Origin of the sequence: Streptomyces sp. CA-179760, assembly GCF_050937045.1 — a bacterium.
Taxonomy (GTDB): domain Bacteria; phylum Actinomycetota; class Actinomycetes; order Streptomycetales; family Streptomycetaceae; genus Streptomyces.
The window spans coordinates 1890192-1905451 of the sequence record NZ_JBNJLZ010000001.1 but is presented as its reverse complement, the minus strand read 5'-3'; the positions used below and the strand labels follow the sequence as shown (position 1 = coordinate 1905451).

The following is a 15260-nucleotide window of genomic DNA, read 5'->3' as shown; positions in this document are numbered from 1 at the left end:
CGACAAGCCACATCTGGCCCGCGGCCGCCTGTTCACCTCAGGCGGCATCCCCATCTCGCGAACGCGAAGCCCGCAGCCAGTAAATAGCGGACAACGGCAACAACACCGGGATGAACAGATACCCCATCCCGAAGTCCGACCACACGGTCGCGTCCGGAAACGCCGAGGGTTCGACCAGCGTCCAGGTCCCCACCGTCAGCACGCCCACCAACTCCGCGACACAACACACCAGCGCCGCCCGCCGGGCAGTCTCCCCACCCCGCACCAGCGAGTACGTGATGAACCCGTACACCACACCGGCCACCGCCGACAGCGCATACGCGAGCGGCGCCCGGTCGAACTCCGTCGCGATCTGATACACCGACCGCGACACCGCCCCGACGACCATCACGCCGTACAGCCACACCAGCAGCGTGCCCGGACCGCTGATCAGCCGCTGCCGGCTCACCTCAGCCTCCCCAGATGTCATAGAGCCGCACCTCCAGCACCGCCAGCACCACACCGCCGGCGGCAACGGTCACCGAGCCCCACCGGGTGCGCTCGGCCAGTGACATGAACCCCGCCGCCGGGACGCACGCGAACGCCCCCAGCAGATACGCCACGAAGATCGTCGTGCCCTGCTCCGGCTTCTCGCCCTGCGCCAGCAGCACGATCCCCACCACCAGCTGGACCAGCGACAGCAGGGTGGCGACGGCCATCCCGATGAAGTGCCAGTCCTTCGTCGGCTGGTCACGGTAGGCCGCCCAGCCGCACCAGGCGGCGAGCAGCAGCGCGGCGACGCCGGTCACCAGCGTCAGAGCAGCAAGCATGCTGCGACCTTATTACGGCCGAAAAGGCCCGATGCTTCCGGCCCTGGCCCGCACCGTAGGGTCGAGGGCATGAAGATCCACGCCCAAGCCCTGCTGTTCGACAACGACGGAACCCTGGTCTCCTCCCTCGACTCGGTGGACCGCTGCTGGACGCGGTGGGCCGCGGAGTACGGGATCACGGCCGAGGAGTTCGCGCGCGTCGAGCTGCACGGCCGGCCGGCCGCCGAGATAGCCGCCGACCTGTTGCCGGCCGAGATCGTGCCGGGGGCCGTCGCGCGGATCGAGGACCTGGAGGTGGAGGACGTGCCCAACGGCGGTGTGCACCTCCTGCCCGGGACGCGGGCGTTCCTGGACTCCCTGCCCGCCGAGCGCTGGGCCGTCGTCACCTCCGCCACCCGGCGGCTGGCCGAGGCGCGGCTCGACGCCGTCGGTATCCTCCCCAAGACGCTCGTCGCCGCCGACGACATCACCCGCGGTAAGCCCGACCCCGAGCCCTACTTGCTCGCCGCCCGCACCCTCGAGGTCGAGCCGGCCCACTGCGTCGTCTTCGAGGACGCCCCCGCGGGCCTGACGGCCGGCCGCGCCGCCGGCATGACCACCGTGGCGTTGACCACAACCCACCAGGCCCACGAGCTCGACGCCGACCTCGTCGTCGAGAACCTCTCGGCCCTGTCCGCACTGGTCGCCGAGCGGGGGCTGGAAATCTCCCTCCGCGGCTGACGCGTTCCCGTCCCTGTCCACCGCTGTCCAGCATCCGGACAGCGGCGTGACCGTCAGGACCGTACGCGTGTTTTACTGGCGACATGACCACGACGAGCGACCGCATCCCCGCGACCGAGGCGACCATGACGCCCGGTGCTCGTTGTATGTGTCGAATGTGCGCCTTCTAGAGGGCCCCCGCACCACCCCCTGAGCTCGCGCCCCGAAGCGAGACAGCGGCAGGTCCGCACGCCCTGAGCGGTGCGAGAAGCCAAGCCGCCCGCGCGCATGTTCTCCCCGGTTCCCCGCCTCAGCGAGAACCGTGTCGCGTCCCTGAACGAATGCCTCTGTGCCCGGGCACACCCACGCCCGCGCACTCGACAGTGACGGAAACCCACGTGATCACCACAACGGACCTGACCAAGGTCTACCGTTCAGGCGGCCGCGAGGTCACCGCCCTGGACGGCGTCGACCTGCACGTCCGCGAAGGCGAGGTGTACGGCGTCATCGGCCAGTCCGGCGCCGGCAAGTCCTCGCTCATCCGCTGCGTCAACCTGCTGGAACGCCCCACCTCCGGCACCGTGACCGTCGCCGGACAGGACCTCACCGCCCTGGCCGGCCGCGGCCCGCGCGCCGGAAGGGAACTGCGGGAGGCACGCAGCCGGATCGGCATGGTCTTCCAGCACTTCAACCTGCTGTCCTCCCGGACCGTCCAGGACAACGTCGAACTGCCGCTGGAGATCCTCGGGAAGTCCGGCAGGGAACGCTCCCGCAAGGCGCTGGAACTGCTCGACCTGGTCGGCCTCGCCGACAAGGCGGGCGCCTACCCCGCGCAGCTCTCCGGCGGCCAGAAGCAGCGCGTCGGCATCGCCCGCGCCCTGGCCGGCGACCCCAAGGTCCTGCTGTCCGACGAGGCCACCAGCGCCCTCGACCCGGAGACGACCCGGTCCATCCTGGCGCTGCTGCGCGACCTCAACCGGCAGCTCGGCCTGACCGTCCTGCTCATCACGCACGAGATGGACGTCGTGAAGTCGGTCTGCGACTCCGCCGCGCTCATGGAGAACGGCCGCGTCATCGAGTCGGGCACGGTCAGTGAACTGCTCGCGACCCCCGGCTCCGAACTGGCCGCCGCGCTCTTCCCGCTCGGCGGCGAGGCCTCCGGCGACGACCGCACCGTCGTCGACGTCACCTTCCAGGGCGAGAGCGCGACCCAGCCCGTCATCTCGCAGCTCGCCCGTACCTACAACATCGACATATCGATCCTCGGTGCCGCCATCGACACCGTCGGCGGCCTCCAGGTCGGCCGGATGCGCATCGAACTGCCCGGCCGCTACGAGGACAACGTCGTACCGATCGGGTTCCTGCGCGAGCGGGGCCTGCAGATCGACGTCCTGGGCCATGAGTCCGAACTGGTGAAGGAGGGTGCCAAGTGACCTGGTCCGAGATGCAGCCACTGCTGGAACAGGCGTGTTGGGACACGCTCTACATGGTCGGCTGGTCCACGGTCATCGCCGTCGCCGGCGGACTCCCGCTCGGGATCCTGCTGGTCCTCACCGACCGTGGAGGCCTGCTCCAGAACCTCGCCGCCAACAAGGTCATCGGGCAGATCGTGAACATCGCCCGCTCCCTGCCGTTCATCATCCTGATGGTCGCGCTGATGGGCTTCACCCGCTCCATCACCGGGACGACCATCGGCGTCGAGGCGGCCATCGTGCCGCTCGCCGTCGGCGCCATCCCGTTCTTCGCGCGCCTGGTCGAGACGGCCGTCCGCGAAGTGGACCACGGGCTCGTCGAGGCCGTGCAGTCCATGGGCGGCAACACCTGGACCATCGTCCGCAAGGTCCTCGTACCGGAGTCCCTGCCGTCGCTGATCTCCAGCACCACCACCACGATCGTCGCCCTCATCGGCTACTCGGCCATGGCGGGCACGGTCGGCGCCGGCGGTCTCGGGGACATCGCCATCCGCTACGGCTACCAGCGCTTCGAGACCCAGCTGATGTGGATCACCGTCGCGATCCTCGCCGTCGTCATCTCGGTCATCCAGTTCGCCGGCGACTACGCGGCCCGCTCCCTGCACCGCCGCGGCGCCCACTCCGGCCCCGCCCCGAAGCTGCGGCTGCTGAAGGCCGCCTCCTGAACTCCCCGTTCCGTCACAAACTCCCCGTTCACCCACGACGGGGCCGCACCACCCGCAAGGCCATAAGGAAAGGCACTTTTCGTGCGTAACACCGCCAAGATCACCGCCGCCGCCCTCGCCGCCGGAGCCCTCACCCTCGGGCTCAGCGCCTGCGGCGCGGGCGACTCCGGCTCCGACGGACCGCTGATCGTCGCCGCCAGCCCCACCCCGCACGCCGAGATCCTGAACTACGTCAAGGACAACCTGGCGAAGAAGGAGGGCCTCGACCTGGAGGTCAAGGAGTTCACGGACTACACCACGCAGAACCCCGCGACGCAGGACGGCTCCGTCGGCGCCAACTACTTCCAGAACAAGCCGTACCTCGACGACTACAACAAGAAGAACGGCACCGACATCGTGCCCGTCGTCACGGTCCACCTGGAACCGCTCGGCCTTTACTCCCACAAGGTCAAGAAGGCCGACGCCCTGAAGAGCGGTGCGACCGTCGCCGTCCCCAACGACACCGTCAACGAGGCCCGCGCCCTCAAGCTCCTCGCCGCGCACGGGCTCATCACGCTCAAGGCGGGTGTCGGCAACGAGGCGACTCCTTCGGACATCACCAAGAACCCGAAGAACCTCAAGTTCAAGGAGCTGGAGGCGGCCCAGACCCCGCGCTCCCTCGACGACGTGGACGCCGCCGTCGTCAACGGCAACTACGCCCTCGAGTCCGACCTCGAGCCGGCGAAGGACGCCCTCGTCCTGGAGTCCCCGAAGAACAACCCGTACGGCAACTTCCTCGCCGTGAAGAAGGGCGAGGAGAAGGACCCGCGCGTGAAGAAGCTCGCGAAGCTCCTCACCTCGCCCGAGGTGAAGAAGTTCATTCAGGACAAGTACGACGGCGCCGTGCTGGCCTCCTTCTGAGACCCCGCCGGGCACCGCTCAGCACGGGGTCCTCCCTCACCCGGTGGGGAGGACCCCGTGGTGCGGAGCAGTGCTTTCATGCTGCATGCTGGGCAGTTGAGCAGGCCCTGAAGGTTCACCGAAGGTTACGGAGCGGCGCATGACGAGCACCTTTCCCAACGTCTCCATCAGCACGGAGCGGTTGGTGCTGCGTCCCCTTGACGAAGACGACGTCGCCGCCCTGGCCGCGATGATGAACGACGAACAGGTGGCGGCCTGGACCTCCGTCCCCCAGCCCTTCACGGAGGACGGCGCCCGCACCTGGATCACCGAGTACGCCCCCGCCGAGCGCACCGAGGGGCGCGGCCTCGACTTCGCGGTCACCGAGTTCCTCACCCAGCGCCTGGTCGGCGTCATCCAGCTCGGCAAGACGAACTGGCGCGTACGTTCCACCGAGCTGTCGTACATCATCGCCCCCTGGGCCCGGGGTGAGGGCTATGCCTCCGAGGCCGCGCTCGTCACCGCCCGGTGGCTCTTCTCGGACCAGAAGTTCGAACGTATCGAACTGCGCACGGCGGCCGACAACACCGCCTCCCAGCAGGTCGCCCAGAAGATCGGCTGCATCAGCGAGGGCGTGCTGCGCAACGCCTGTATAGCCCGCAGCCGTGCCGAGGACGGCACGTGGACCGACGTACGCACCGACTTCATCGTCTGGAGCCTGCTCCCGGAGGACCTGGAGGGCGTCGGCGGCCGGCTGCCCGGCGGCCACACGTCCTTCGGCGACTGGAACTGACCGCAACGGCCACCGTGCGCGAACGCACCGCCGTCCCCTCCGCCGGCTCCACCGGGTACTCTCACCAAGCCCGCCCACGGGCCGCCCGCGACACGACACGCAGACGACCTGCGACATCCTCTGGAGACTGACGACGATGGCCGACCGGGTCACGGTGATCGGCTGGGACGGTTCGCCGCTGACCGACGCGGCACGCGCCGCCCTGGGAGCCGCCACGCTCGTGGCGGGTGCAGCCCACCACCTGGCGCTTCCCGAGGTACCCGCCCGCGCCGAGCGCATCCGCCTCGGCAGCGTCGCCCTCGCCGCCCGCCGCATCGCCGGCCACCGCGGCACGGCCGTCGTGCTGGCCGACGGCGACCCCGGCTACTTCGGCGTCGTACGGACCCTGCGCGCCCCCGAGTTCGGCCTCGAGGTCGAGGTCGTCCCCGCCGTCTCCTCCGTCGCCGCCGCCTTCGCCCGTGCCGGCATGCCCTGGGATGACGCACAGGTGGTCGTCGCACACCGCCGCACCCTGCGCCGGGCGGTGAACGTATGCCGAGCCCACACCAAGGTGGCCGTCCTCACCTCACCCGGCGCCGGACCGGCCGAACTCGGCCTGCTCCTCGAAGGAGTCCACCGCTCCTTCGTCATCTGCGAGGAACTCGGCACCGACCGCGAGCGCGTCACGATCGTCACCTCCGACAAGGCCGCCGACCACGCCTGGCGCGACCCCAACGTCGTCATCGTCCTCGGCGGCCCGGCCGGACCCGGCACCGCGGGGGAGGCCGGCGGCTGGATCGCAGGCCGCGACCCCTCCGCCGGGCCCCGCGGCTGGTCCCTGCCCGCCGAGGCCTACGGCGCCGGCCTCGGCGAGGGTGAGACCCAGCCGCTGCGCGCCTCCCAACTCGCCCGCCTCGGACCGCGCGTCGGCGACCTCGTGTGGGACATCGGCTGCGGCAGCGGCGCCTTCGCCGTCGAGGCCGCACGCGCCGGCGCCGCCGTCATCGCCGTCGACAGCGACCGGGCCGCCTGCGCCCGTACCGACGCCACCGCCCGCCGCCTCGGCGTCCAGCTCCAGATCGTGCACGGCACCGCCCCGCACATCCTGGAGAACCTCCCCGAACCGGACGTCGTCCGCGTCGGCGGCGGGGGAGCGGCCGTCGTCTCGGCCGTCACCGACCGCCGCCCGCAGCGCATCGTCACGCACGCCGGCACCCGCGACGCCGCCGAACTCATCGGCCGCGACCTGACGGAGCACGGCTACGCCGTCGAGTGCGCCCTGCTCCAGTCCGTCGAACTCGACACCCGGGCCTGGACGGAGAAGGAACGGAGCGTCGCGTTCCTGCTCAGCGGCGTGCTGCCGCGGCGCAGCGCCTGATCCCGCCGCCGTCCCCGTGATCGGGTTGTCGTACTGCGCGCGGTAGGCTGGCCGATCGTTGCACCGCACGCGGGCGCCCGGCACTTCGTCGGTCAATGTCCGGAAAACCCGCCCGTTTTGGGGTGTGTGTGGTACGGCAGAACCGAAGGACGCGCAACGTGGCGCAGTCCACAGCGGAACCGTCGCGGATCAAGCTGCCGCGAGGGCGGTACGGCCGCGACAATGCCAGTGAATGGCTTTGTCGCCTTTTTGGGGCGGGCCGCTCGTGCCGCTGGGGACGCACGCTCGTTCTTCACTGCGGGGCGGTCGGTGCGCCGTTCCGGGCGAGCTGGTCGTAGGAGCACAAACCGATGGGCGAGGGGTACGCATGACCGACACCGGCCAGGTCCCGGGTGAGGGACTGCCGGAGAACGCAGGCATGGTGGAGCAGCCGGGCGTCCCCGCGCACGGTTCGTACACCTACCTCTCCGAGCCCGAGACCACCGCCGAGGACGACGACCTGCTGCTGTTGCCGGGCGCCCAGGGTGCCTGGGGCAACGAGGTCGCCCCGCCCGTGCCGGAGCCGGTCGCCGAGACCGTGCACGAGCCGGGTCCGCACGAGATCTCCGGCCGCGACAGCGGCTCGGTCGACCTCGGCGGCGTCAGGCTGCCCGACCCTCTGCCGATCCCGCCCGTCACTCCGCGACGCCCGCTGCACCTCGGCCCGCCGCTGCCCGACAGCTCCGCCAGCCCGGTCCGCTCCCTCGCCGACCGCGGCCCCGCGGACGCGCCGCTGCGGCAGCCCGCGCCGCCGTCGGCGGGGCCCGAGTACTTCGACGCCCCGCACGCCCCGGAGATGTCCTCGCCCCCAGCGGCGCCCTGGGACGCGCAGGTCACCCACCAGGCCCCGGTGGGCGCCGGGGCGGCCCCTGCGGAAACGGTTGTTCCGGAAGCGCAGCCGTTGCCCGCGGCCGTCGCCACCGGTGTGGCGACAGAGGCGGAGCAGAGCGTCCCTGCCGAGCAGCCTGCGCCGGTGGCCGAGGCCGCTCCCGTGCCTGAACCGGTGCCGGGGGAGGAGCCGGTGCCGGCCGCCGGCTCTCCCGAGGCTTCCGAGCCGGCCCCCGTCGGCGACTCCGCCGATGCCGGCGATCAGATTCCGGCGGCTGTCGGGGAGCAGCACGTGATCTCCGCTCCTGCTGCTGAGGCCGCTCCTGTTGCTGAGGCCGCACCGGCCCCTGAGGCGGTGCCGTTCCCGGAGGCCGCGACCGCGCCCGAGGCTCCGGCCGAGGAGCCCGGGACAGTCGCTCCCGAGACCGTCGCAGAGATGCCGGTCGAGGTTGTCGCCCCCGAGCCTGCCGCACCCGGCCCGGACGCGACCGCCCCCGAGGCCGTGTCGCCGGAGCCGGACGCCCTCGGCGTCGAGGTCCCCGCGCCGGTTGCCGAGCCGGTCGCCCCGCAGGCCGCCCCTGCTCCTCAGGCGACTGACGCCGAGGCAGCCGCCCCTGCCCAGGCCACCGTGACACCCGAGCCCGACGCGCCCGTCGAGGCTCCCGCACAGCTCCAGGCACCCGAGGCACCCGAGCCTGCCCCCGTGGCCGAAGCTCCCGAGCCTGCTCCCGTCGTCGAGGCAGTCGAGCCTGCCCCCGTGGCCGAGGAAATCGCTCCCGAGCCCGTCCCCGTGGCCGAGGAAATCGCTCCCGAGCCCGTCCCCGTGGCCGAGGAAATCGCTCCCGAGCCCACCTCTGAGCCGGTTCCCCCCACGCCCGAGCCGGTTCCCCCCACGCCCGAGACCACGGACATTCCTCCGGTATCCGCCGAGGACGTCACCGTCGTACCCCCCGAGCCGATCGCGGACGAAAAGCCGGACGAAAAGCCGGAAGGGAAGCCGGACGAAATGCCGGACGAACACAACATGCAGCCGGTCCAGGGCCCCCAGCAGTCCCAGCCGCCCGCCACCCCCGAGCCGGCACAGGCCGAAACCGAGCCCGCGCAGCCCGAGACCCCGGAGCCCCCGGCCCCCGCCGCCACCGTCCCCGCACCCCGCGACGGCGACGCCGAACTCGCGCAGAACGCGGACGACCTGGACACCCGGGCCGCGGAGCAGGAAGACTTGGCCGACCAGGTACGCCACGACGAAGAGAGCACGGCCGCAGTGGCAGAGGCACCACAGCCCACCGGCCCCGCCGCCCCCGGCTACGACCCCGCCGAGCGCGAGGCCGTACTGAAGGTCATGCGCGAACGCCGCGACATCCGCAACGGCTTCCGTAGCGACCCGATCCCGCACGAGGTGCTGCTCCGTGTCCTGGAGGCCGCTCACCACGCGCCCTCCGTCGGCCACTCGCAGCCCTGGGACTTCGTCGTCATCCGCTCCGCCGACACCCGGCGCTCGATGCACGAACTGGCGATGCGTCAGCGCGACGCGTACGCCAAATCCCTCCCCAAGGGCCGGGCGAAGCAGTTCAAGGAACTGAAGATCGAGGCCATCCTCGACACCCCGGTGAACATCGTCGTCACCGCGGACCCGACCCGCGGCGGCCGCCACACCCTCGGCCGTCACACCCAGCCCCAGATGGCGCCGTACTCGGCGGCCCTGGCCGTGGAGAACCTCTGGCTCGCCGCCCGCGCCGAAGGCCTCGGCGTCGGCTGGGTCAGCTTCTTCGACGAGCGCGAGATGGTCCGCGCTCTCGGCCTGCCCGAGCACCTCGAAGTCATCGCCTATCTGTGCGTCGGTTACGTCGACGAGTTCCCGGACGAGCCCGAGCTGTTGCAGGCGGGCTGGTCCAAGCGCCGCCCGCTGTCCTGGGTCGTGCACGAGGAGACGTACGGCCGCCGCGCACTGCCCGGAGAGGAACCGCACGACCTGCTCGCCGAGACCGTGGCGCAGATCCGCCCGCTGGACGCCAAGGCGCTCGGCGAGGCGTGGGAGCGCCAGAAGCGCATGACCAAGCCGGCCGGTGCGCTGGGCATGCTGGAGATCATCTCCGCACAGCTGTCCGGCCTGTCCCGCCAGTGCCCGCCGCCCATCCCGGAGCCCGCGGCCGTAGCGATCTTCGCCGGCGACCACGGCGTGCACGCGCAGGGGGTCACCCCCTGGCCGCAGGAGGTCACGGCCCAGATGGTGGCCAACTTCCTCGGCGGCGGCGCCGTCTGCAACGCCTTCGCCACCCAGGTGGGCGCCGAGGTCTGCATCGTCGACGTGGGCGTCGCAGCCGACCTCCCGGCCACCCCGGGACTGCTGCCCCGCAAGGTCCGGGCCGGTACGTCCGACCTGACCACCGGGCCCGCGATGACCCGCGAGGAGGCCAAGCAGGCCATCGAGGTCGGCATCGAGACCGCCCGCGACCTGGTCGCCGCCGGCAACAAGGCGTTGCTCACCGGCGAGATGGGCATCGCGAACACGACCGCGTCCGCCGCCCTGATCTCCGTCTTCACGGGTGCGGACCCGGCCGAGGTCACGGGCCGGGGCACCGGCATCAACGACGAGACCCTCGCCCGCAAGACGGAGGTCGTCCGCCGCGCGCTGGAACTCCACCAGCCGGACCCGGCCGACCCGGTCGGGGTGCTCGCCGCGATCGGAGGCTTCGAACACGCCGCCATCGTCGGCCTCCTCCTCGGCGGCGCCTCCCTGCGTACGCCGGTGATCCTGGACGGCGTCAGCGCCGGCGCCGCCGCCCTGGTGGCCCGGGCCATCGCCCCCGAGGTCCTGGCCGCCTGCATCGCCGGTCACCGCAGCGCCGAGCCGGGCCATGTCGCGGCTCTCAACAAGCTGGGTCTGCGCCCCCTGGTCGACCTCGACCTCCGCCTGGGCGAGGGCACGGGCGCCCTCCTGGCCCTGCCGCTGGTGCAGAGCACGGCCCGGGCGATGCACGAGGTGGCGACGTTCGACTCGGCGGGAGTCACTGAGAAGTAGGTGCCGAGGGCCGGCTCTGGTGCCCAGCCACTGGACCACCGGAGCCGCCCTGACCCCCGCCTATTAAAATCCGCACGTCAGGGCTACCGCACCGCCGTCAACAGGAGCCGCACCCCCATGGCCGAACACCCCGCCTACCCCGTAGGCCTCCGCCTCACCGGCCGCCGCGTGGTCGTTCTCGGCGGCGGCCAGGTCGCCCAGCGCCGCCTCCCGGCGCTGATCGCGGCAGGTGCGGACGTCTTCCTCGTGTCCCCCAGCGCCACCCCCTCCGTCGAAGCCATGGCGGACGCCGGCGAGATCACCTGGCAGCGGCGCCGCTATGAGGAAGGCGACCTCGAGAACGCCTGGTACGCGCTCATCGCCACCGGTGACACGGAGGCGAACAACCGGGCCTCCGCCGAAGCGGAGCGCCGCCGCGTCTGGTGTGTCCGTTCCGACGACGCCGACGAGGCGACGGCCTGGACCCCGGCCACCGGCCACAGCGAGGGCGTCACGGTCGCCGTCCTCACCACGGACGCCAAGGGCCGCGACCCCCGCCACACCGCCGCCATCCGCGACGCGGTCGTGGAGGGCCTGCGTGACGGCACGCTCGTCGCCCCGCACCACCGCACCCGCACACCCGGAGTCGCCCTGGTCGGCGGCGGCCCCGGCGACCCGGACCTGATCACGGTGCGCGGCCGCCGCCTGCTCGCCGAGGCGGACGTCGTCATCGCGGACCGCCTCGGCCCGCGCGACCTCCTCGCCGAACTCCCGCCCCACGTCGAGGTGATCGACGCGGCGAAGATCCCCTACGGCCGCTTCATGGCCCAGGAGGCCATCAACAGCGCGCTGATCGAGCACGCGAAGCAAGGCAAGTCGGTCGTCCGCCTGAAGGGCGGCGACCCGTACGTCTTCGGCCGCGGCATGGAGGAGCTCCAGGCCCTGGCCGAGGTCGGCATCCCGTGCACGGTCGTCCCCGGGATCTCCAGCTCGATCTCGGTCCCGAGCGCGGCCGGTATCCCGGTCACCCACCGCGGCGTCGCCCATGAGTTCACTGTGGTCAGCGGCCATGTCGCGCCCGACGACGAGCGTTCCCTGGTCGACTGGCCGTCCCTGGCCAGGCTGACCGGGACGCTGGTGATCCTCATGGGCGTCGACAAGATCGGAAAGATCGCCGAGACGCTCGTCGCGCACGGAAAGCCGGCCGACACCCCCGTCGCCCTCGTCCAGGAGGGCACGACGGCCGCCCAGCGCCGGGTCGACGCGACCCTCGCGACGGTCGCGGAGAGGGTCCGGACCGAGGACGTGAAGCCCCCGGCGGTCATCGTCATCGGCGAGGTCGTGAAGGTCGGAGCCGCGACCCCCGCGCCCCACGAGTAACCCCGGGTAACACAACCCGTACCGAGCCGTTGGCACCGCACCCAGGACAAGGCAGTATCACCCTGTGGCCGATCTCATCACCGTCGAGGATCCCGACGACCCGCGCCTCTCCGACTACACCGGCCTGACCGACGTGGAACTGCGCCGCAAGCGCGAACCCGCCGAGGGCCTGTTCATCGCCGAGGGCGAGAAAGTCATCAGAAGGGCCAAGGAAGCGGGCTACGAGATGCGGTCCATGCTGCTCTCGGCCAAGTGGGTCGACGTCATGCGCGACGTCATCGACGAGCTCCCGGCCCCGGTCTACGCGGTCAGCCCGGAGCTCGCCGAGCAGGTCACCGGCTACCACGTGCACCGCGGCGCCCTCGCCTCCATGCAGCGCAAGCCGCTGCCCACGGCGGCCGACCTCCTGAGGACCGCCCGCCGCGTCGTGATCATGGAGTCGGTCAACGACCACACCAACATCGGTGCGATCTTCCGCTCGGCCGCCGCCCTCGGCATGGACGCGGTCCTCCTCTCCCCGGACTGCGCCGACCCCCTCTACCGCCGCAGCGTGAAGGTCTCCATGGGCGCGGTCTTCTCCGTCCCGTACGCCCGTCTGGACACCTGGCCCAAGGGCCTGGAGTCGGTCCGCGAGGCCGGCTTCACCCTGCTGGCCCTCACCCCGGACGAGAAGGCCCGGCCCCTCGACGAGGCCGCCCCGCACACCATGGACCGTGTGGCCCTGATGCTCGGCGCCGAGGGTGACGGCCTGTCCACCCAGGCCCTCGTCGCCGCCGACGAGTGGGTTCGCATCCCCATGTCCCACGGCGTCGACTCCCTCAACGTGGGCGCGGCGGCGGCCGTGGCCTTCTACGCCGTGGCCACCGGCCGACCCAGCGTCTAGGAACAGCGGCAAGCCCGAGCCGGCGAGGTCGCCGAAGCCCGTCAGCTACGAGTCGTACCGTCCGGCCGCGCGCGAACGTCGTCCAGCGGCTGCGACCGGTGGACCTGCTGCTCCCGTACGCCCGCTCCGGCGCCGCCGAGTCCCCGCGCCGGGCCCTGACATCCCTGTACCAGGGCGATGCCGATCGCCACCAGCAGCGTGACCACGACGAACACGAACAGCCGCTGCCGCAGCAACCGTGGATTGGCGGGCCGCAGCCCGGTCCCCGTCCTGGACGGGCGCCCGGTACCACTGTGCGGGGCGGGACGGTTGCCGCTGCCCGACCGGGTCCCGTTGCGCCCGGTGGGTGTCGGCCGCGCCCCGGACCGTGCCGATGCGCCGCGTCCGCGCGCCGGCGTCCTGCCGCGGTTCGCGCCACCCGCCGAACGGTTCCCGCTCCCGTTGCCGGCAGGCCGGGTACCGCCCCGGGCACCGGCTCCGCCCTGGGAAGCCGTACCGTCCGCGGACGGAACACCGTCCCGGGACAGGGAGGAACCCCGCGGTGGGGGAGTGCCCCGGCCCCGCTGCGCGCCGGCCGGGCCCGCGCCCTGCTGTCCCTGCGGACGCCGGGTTCGCTCGGGGTAGGTGTCGACGGGCCGGTCGCTCTCGGCGCCGCGCGGCGCGGGCGGTCGTACCCCGGCGAGGTCCTGCGCCTCCCGGGCCGCGATCTCCTTGAGCCTCAGCGACAGTTGGAGCGTGCTCGGCCGCTCCTCGGGGTCCTTCGCCAGGCACGCCCGGACGAGCGGAGCCAGCGCGTCGGGCACGCCGTGCAGCTGCGCCTCCTCGTGCACGACGCGGTACAGCATCACCTCGGAACTGCCGTGCCCGAACGGCGAGTCGCCCATCGAGGAGTACGCGAGCGTGGCCCCCAGTGAGAACACGTCCGTGGCCGGGGTGACGGCCGCTCCTCGCACCTGCTCCGGCGCGAGGAAGCCCGGCGAGCCGACCGCGGTGCCGACGTGGGTGAGCGTCGAGGCACCGGTGGCCCAGGCGATGCCGAAGTCGATGATCCGCGGCCCCTTCGGGGACAGCAGGATGTTGGACGGCTTCAGGTCCCGGTGCACGACCCCGGCCTCGTGCACGGCGACCAGGCCCTCGGACAGAGCCGCCCCGACGGCGGCGACATCGGCGGCGCCGAGCGGTCCCTCGGCGGCGATCTTGTCGTGCAGTGAGGGTCCGGGTACGTACTGTGTGGCGAACCAGGGCCGGTCCGCTTCCAGGTCCGCGGCCACGAGCCGGGCCGTGCAGCCGCCGCGGATCCGCCGTGCCGCCGAGACCTCACGAGCGAAGCGCGAGCGGAACTCCTGATCCTCCGCCAGGTCAGGCCGGATGACCTTGAGCGCGACCCGTTGCCCCTTCTTGTCGGAGCCCAGGTAGACCACGCCCATCCCGCCCGCGCCGAGCCGTCTGTGAAGCCTGAACGAGCCGACGACGCGCGGGTCCTCGCGCCTCAGGCGCATCATCGCCATGTTCATCCCCGCTGCCCGGTCCTGTGACGAGCCACAGCTTACGTTTCCACGGCCGCCCACGCGCAGAGGCCGCGCCCTCTCGGACCGATGGATTGTCAGTGGTGGGTGGGAGACTTGAAGTGTGGTCAGGGGGCGTGCGGACAGGCCGTGTTCGCGCGAGGGGCGAACCCAACCACCTGCCACGGAAGGGGGATTGGACCCGTGAAGGGTGACAATGTGGAGATAGTCGTGGACGCCGGCGACACGACGCGCACATACGAGGTGGTGGCGAGCAGGGCGGGCCGCAAGGTGGAGACGGCGGTACGTCGAGGTGTCGTGGAAGTGAGCGAAGTCACCCGAAGTGGGGCTGTGGTGCGTACAGCCCGCTTCATGGCGAACCGGGTGCTGGCCTTGGTGGAACAGCCGGTTCCGCGCGAGGAAAGCTCGGACAAAGCAGGGTGACCCAGGCATCCCTTCGGGGAAGACCCTGAGACCTGGCTCTCCGTCTCCACCCAGGGGAGTACATCGCAGGTAGCGGCTCATCCTCCGGGAGGCCCGGCAATAGGTACGAGGGCATGACGCCCGTGGAGGGCCGGACGCCTAGATTTGAGGTCAAGCGGCGGGTGCAGCACTCGTCCCCCGAGGTCAGACGCCCGCCGCTGCCGACGACAACTGAGAACGGTCAGGAGAGGGACCATGGCCCACCCGGCACCGCGGACGCTGGTCCGCACGCGGGAGCGCAGTACGGGCCGCCGCCACCCCCTGGTGGCGACAGTGATGGCCCTTCCCCTGGCGGTCCTGCTCCTCCTCGTCTTCGACGGGTGGGAGACAGTGGCCACACAGGCGTCGTCCGTGGGAGAGATGCTGGGGCGCTGAGCGGCGACCCCAGGCCCGGAAGAGCGGTCCGGGCGGGGACATCCACCCATGAAACCCCGTGGGGACGGGGGTACGGCGGACGGCAAAAAATG

General features: G+C 71.8%; 14 protein-coding genes. 11 read left to right on the top strand and 3 right to left on the bottom strand.

Annotated elements, in window-relative coordinates; translation table 11 throughout:
• Nucleotides 1–37: 37 nt before the first annotated feature.
• Together ACQEV8_RS08440 and ACQEV8_RS08435 are read right to left on the bottom strand one after the other, a co-directional pair.
• The gene (locus ACQEV8_RS08440; RefSeq protein WP_432958638.1) at nt 38–469 is read right to left on the bottom strand and encodes a hypothetical protein; all 432 of its coding nucleotides are present in this window, start codon (nt 467–469) and stop codon (nt 38–40) included.
• Entirely contained in the window at nt 450–809 is a 360-nt protein-coding gene (locus ACQEV8_RS08435) for a hypothetical protein (protein WP_432958636.1), read from the bottom strand. The genes ACQEV8_RS08440 and ACQEV8_RS08435 overlap by 20 nt, the downstream gene beginning before the upstream one ends.
• 69 nt (nt 810–878) lie before the next feature.
• On the opposite strand from ACQEV8_RS08435, the gene ACQEV8_RS08430 reads away from it, so the two are divergent.
• The 9 genes from ACQEV8_RS08430 to ACQEV8_RS08390 all read left to right on the top strand — a co-directional run bounded on the left by ACQEV8_RS08430 (nt 879) and on the right by ACQEV8_RS08390 (nt 12805).
• Nucleotides 879–1529 (top strand): HAD family hydrolase, encoded by a 651-nt coding sequence (locus ACQEV8_RS08430; RefSeq protein ID WP_432958634.1) that lies wholly within the window; start codon nt 879–881, stop codon nt 1527–1529.
• Nucleotides 1530–1906: 377 nt separating this feature from the next.
• Nucleotides 1907–2941 carry a methionine ABC transporter ATP-binding protein gene (locus ACQEV8_RS08425; RefSeq protein WP_432958633.1) on the top strand — a complete coding sequence of 345 codons (1035 nt, stop codon included), beginning with the start codon at nt 1907–1909 and terminating at the stop codon, nt 2939–2941.
• Nucleotides 2938–3645: a methionine ABC transporter permease gene (locus ACQEV8_RS08420; protein ID WP_432958631.1), complete on the top strand. Its 708-nt coding sequence runs from the start codon at nt 2938–2940 to the stop codon at nt 3643–3645. The genes ACQEV8_RS08425 and ACQEV8_RS08420 overlap by 4 nt, the downstream gene beginning before the upstream one ends.
• An 81-nt stretch (nt 3646–3726) precedes the next feature.
• The gene (locus ACQEV8_RS08415; RefSeq protein WP_432958629.1) at nt 3727–4545 is read left to right on the top strand and encodes a MetQ/NlpA family ABC transporter substrate-binding protein; all 819 of its coding nucleotides are present in this window, start codon (nt 3727–3729) and stop codon (nt 4543–4545) included.
• 139 nt (nt 4546–4684) lie between these two features.
• The gene (locus tag ACQEV8_RS08410) at nt 4685–5317 is read left to right on the top strand and encodes a GNAT family N-acetyltransferase (RefSeq protein ID WP_432958626.1); all 633 of its coding nucleotides are present in this window, start codon (nt 4685–4687) and stop codon (nt 5315–5317) included.
• A gap of 136 nt (nt 5318–5453) precedes the next feature.
• On the top strand, nt 5454–6674 hold the full coding sequence (gene cbiE, locus ACQEV8_RS08405; protein ID WP_432958624.1) for a precorrin-6y C5,15-methyltransferase (decarboxylating) subunit CbiE: 1221 nt from the start codon (nt 5454–5456) through the stop codon (nt 6672–6674).
• 367 nt (nt 6675–7041) lie between these two features.
• Nucleotides 7042–10563, top strand: coding sequence for a nicotinate-nucleotide--dimethylbenzimidazole phosphoribosyltransferase (cobT, locus tag ACQEV8_RS08400; protein ID WP_432958621.1), 3522 nt, complete (start codon nt 7042–7044; stop codon nt 10561–10563).
• A gap of 117 nt (nt 10564–10680) precedes the next feature.
• The gene (gene cobA / locus ACQEV8_RS08395; RefSeq protein WP_432958619.1) at nt 10681–11922 is read left to right on the top strand and encodes a uroporphyrinogen-III C-methyltransferase; all 1242 of its coding nucleotides are present in this window, start codon (nt 10681–10683) and stop codon (nt 11920–11922) included.
• Nucleotides 11923–11986: 64 nt separating this feature from the next.
• Nucleotides 11987–12805, top strand: coding sequence for a TrmH family RNA methyltransferase (locus ACQEV8_RS08390; protein ID WP_432958617.1), 819 nt, complete (start codon nt 11987–11989; stop codon nt 12803–12805).
• Between the two features lie 41 nt (nt 12806–12846).
• Here ACQEV8_RS08390 and ACQEV8_RS08385 read toward each other — a convergent pair whose 3' ends face one another.
• Nucleotides 12847–14319, bottom strand: coding sequence for a protein kinase domain-containing protein (locus ACQEV8_RS08385; RefSeq protein ID WP_432958615.1), 1473 nt, complete (start codon nt 14317–14319; stop codon nt 12847–12849).
• Between the two features lie 195 nt (nt 14320–14514).
• Here ACQEV8_RS08385 and ACQEV8_RS08380 point away from each other — a divergent pair, with 195 nt between their 5' ends.
• On the top strand, nt 14515–14754 hold the full coding sequence (locus ACQEV8_RS08380) for a hypothetical protein (RefSeq protein WP_432958613.1): 240 nt from the start codon (nt 14515–14517) through the stop codon (nt 14752–14754).
• Between the two features lie 234 nt (nt 14755–14988).
• Nucleotides 14989–15168, top strand: a complete 180-nt coding sequence (locus ACQEV8_RS08375) for a hypothetical protein (RefSeq protein ID WP_432958611.1) — start codon at nt 14989–14991, stop codon at nt 15166–15168.
• Nucleotides 15169–15260: the final 92 nt, after the last annotated feature.

What these genes read in the sequence shown, in the direction of transcription:
- cobA (WP_432958619.1), top strand. Translation starts at nt 10,681, where the DNA reads ATGGCCGAACACCCCGCCTACCCCGTAGGCCTCCGCCTCACCGGCCGC.
- ACQEV8_RS08440 (WP_432958638.1), bottom strand. Translation starts at nt 469, where the DNA reads ATGACATCTGGGGAGGCTGAGGTGAGCCGGCAGCGGCTGATCAGCGGT.
- ACQEV8_RS08375 (WP_432958611.1), top strand. Translation starts at nt 14,989, where the DNA reads ATGGCCCACCCGGCACCGCGGACGCTGGTCCGCACGCGGGAGCGCAGT.
- cbiE (WP_432958624.1), top strand. Translation starts at nt 5,454, where the DNA reads ATGGCCGACCGGGTCACGGTGATCGGCTGGGACGGTTCGCCGCTGACC.
- cobT (WP_432958621.1), top strand. Translation starts at nt 7,042, where the DNA reads ATGACCGACACCGGCCAGGTCCCGGGTGAGGGACTGCCGGAGAACGCA.
- ACQEV8_RS08430 (WP_432958634.1), top strand. Translation starts at nt 879, where the DNA reads ATGAAGATCCACGCCCAAGCCCTGCTGTTCGACAACGACGGAACCCTG.
- ACQEV8_RS08385 (WP_432958615.1), bottom strand. Translation starts at nt 14,319, where the DNA reads ATGAACATGGCGATGATGCGCCTGAGGCGCGAGGACCCGCGCGTCGTC.
- ACQEV8_RS08435 (WP_432958636.1), bottom strand. Translation starts at nt 809, where the DNA reads ATGCTTGCTGCTCTGACGCTGGTGACCGGCGTCGCCGCGCTGCTGCTC.
- ACQEV8_RS08410 (WP_432958626.1), top strand. Translation starts at nt 4,685, where the DNA reads ATGACGAGCACCTTTCCCAACGTCTCCATCAGCACGGAGCGGTTGGTG.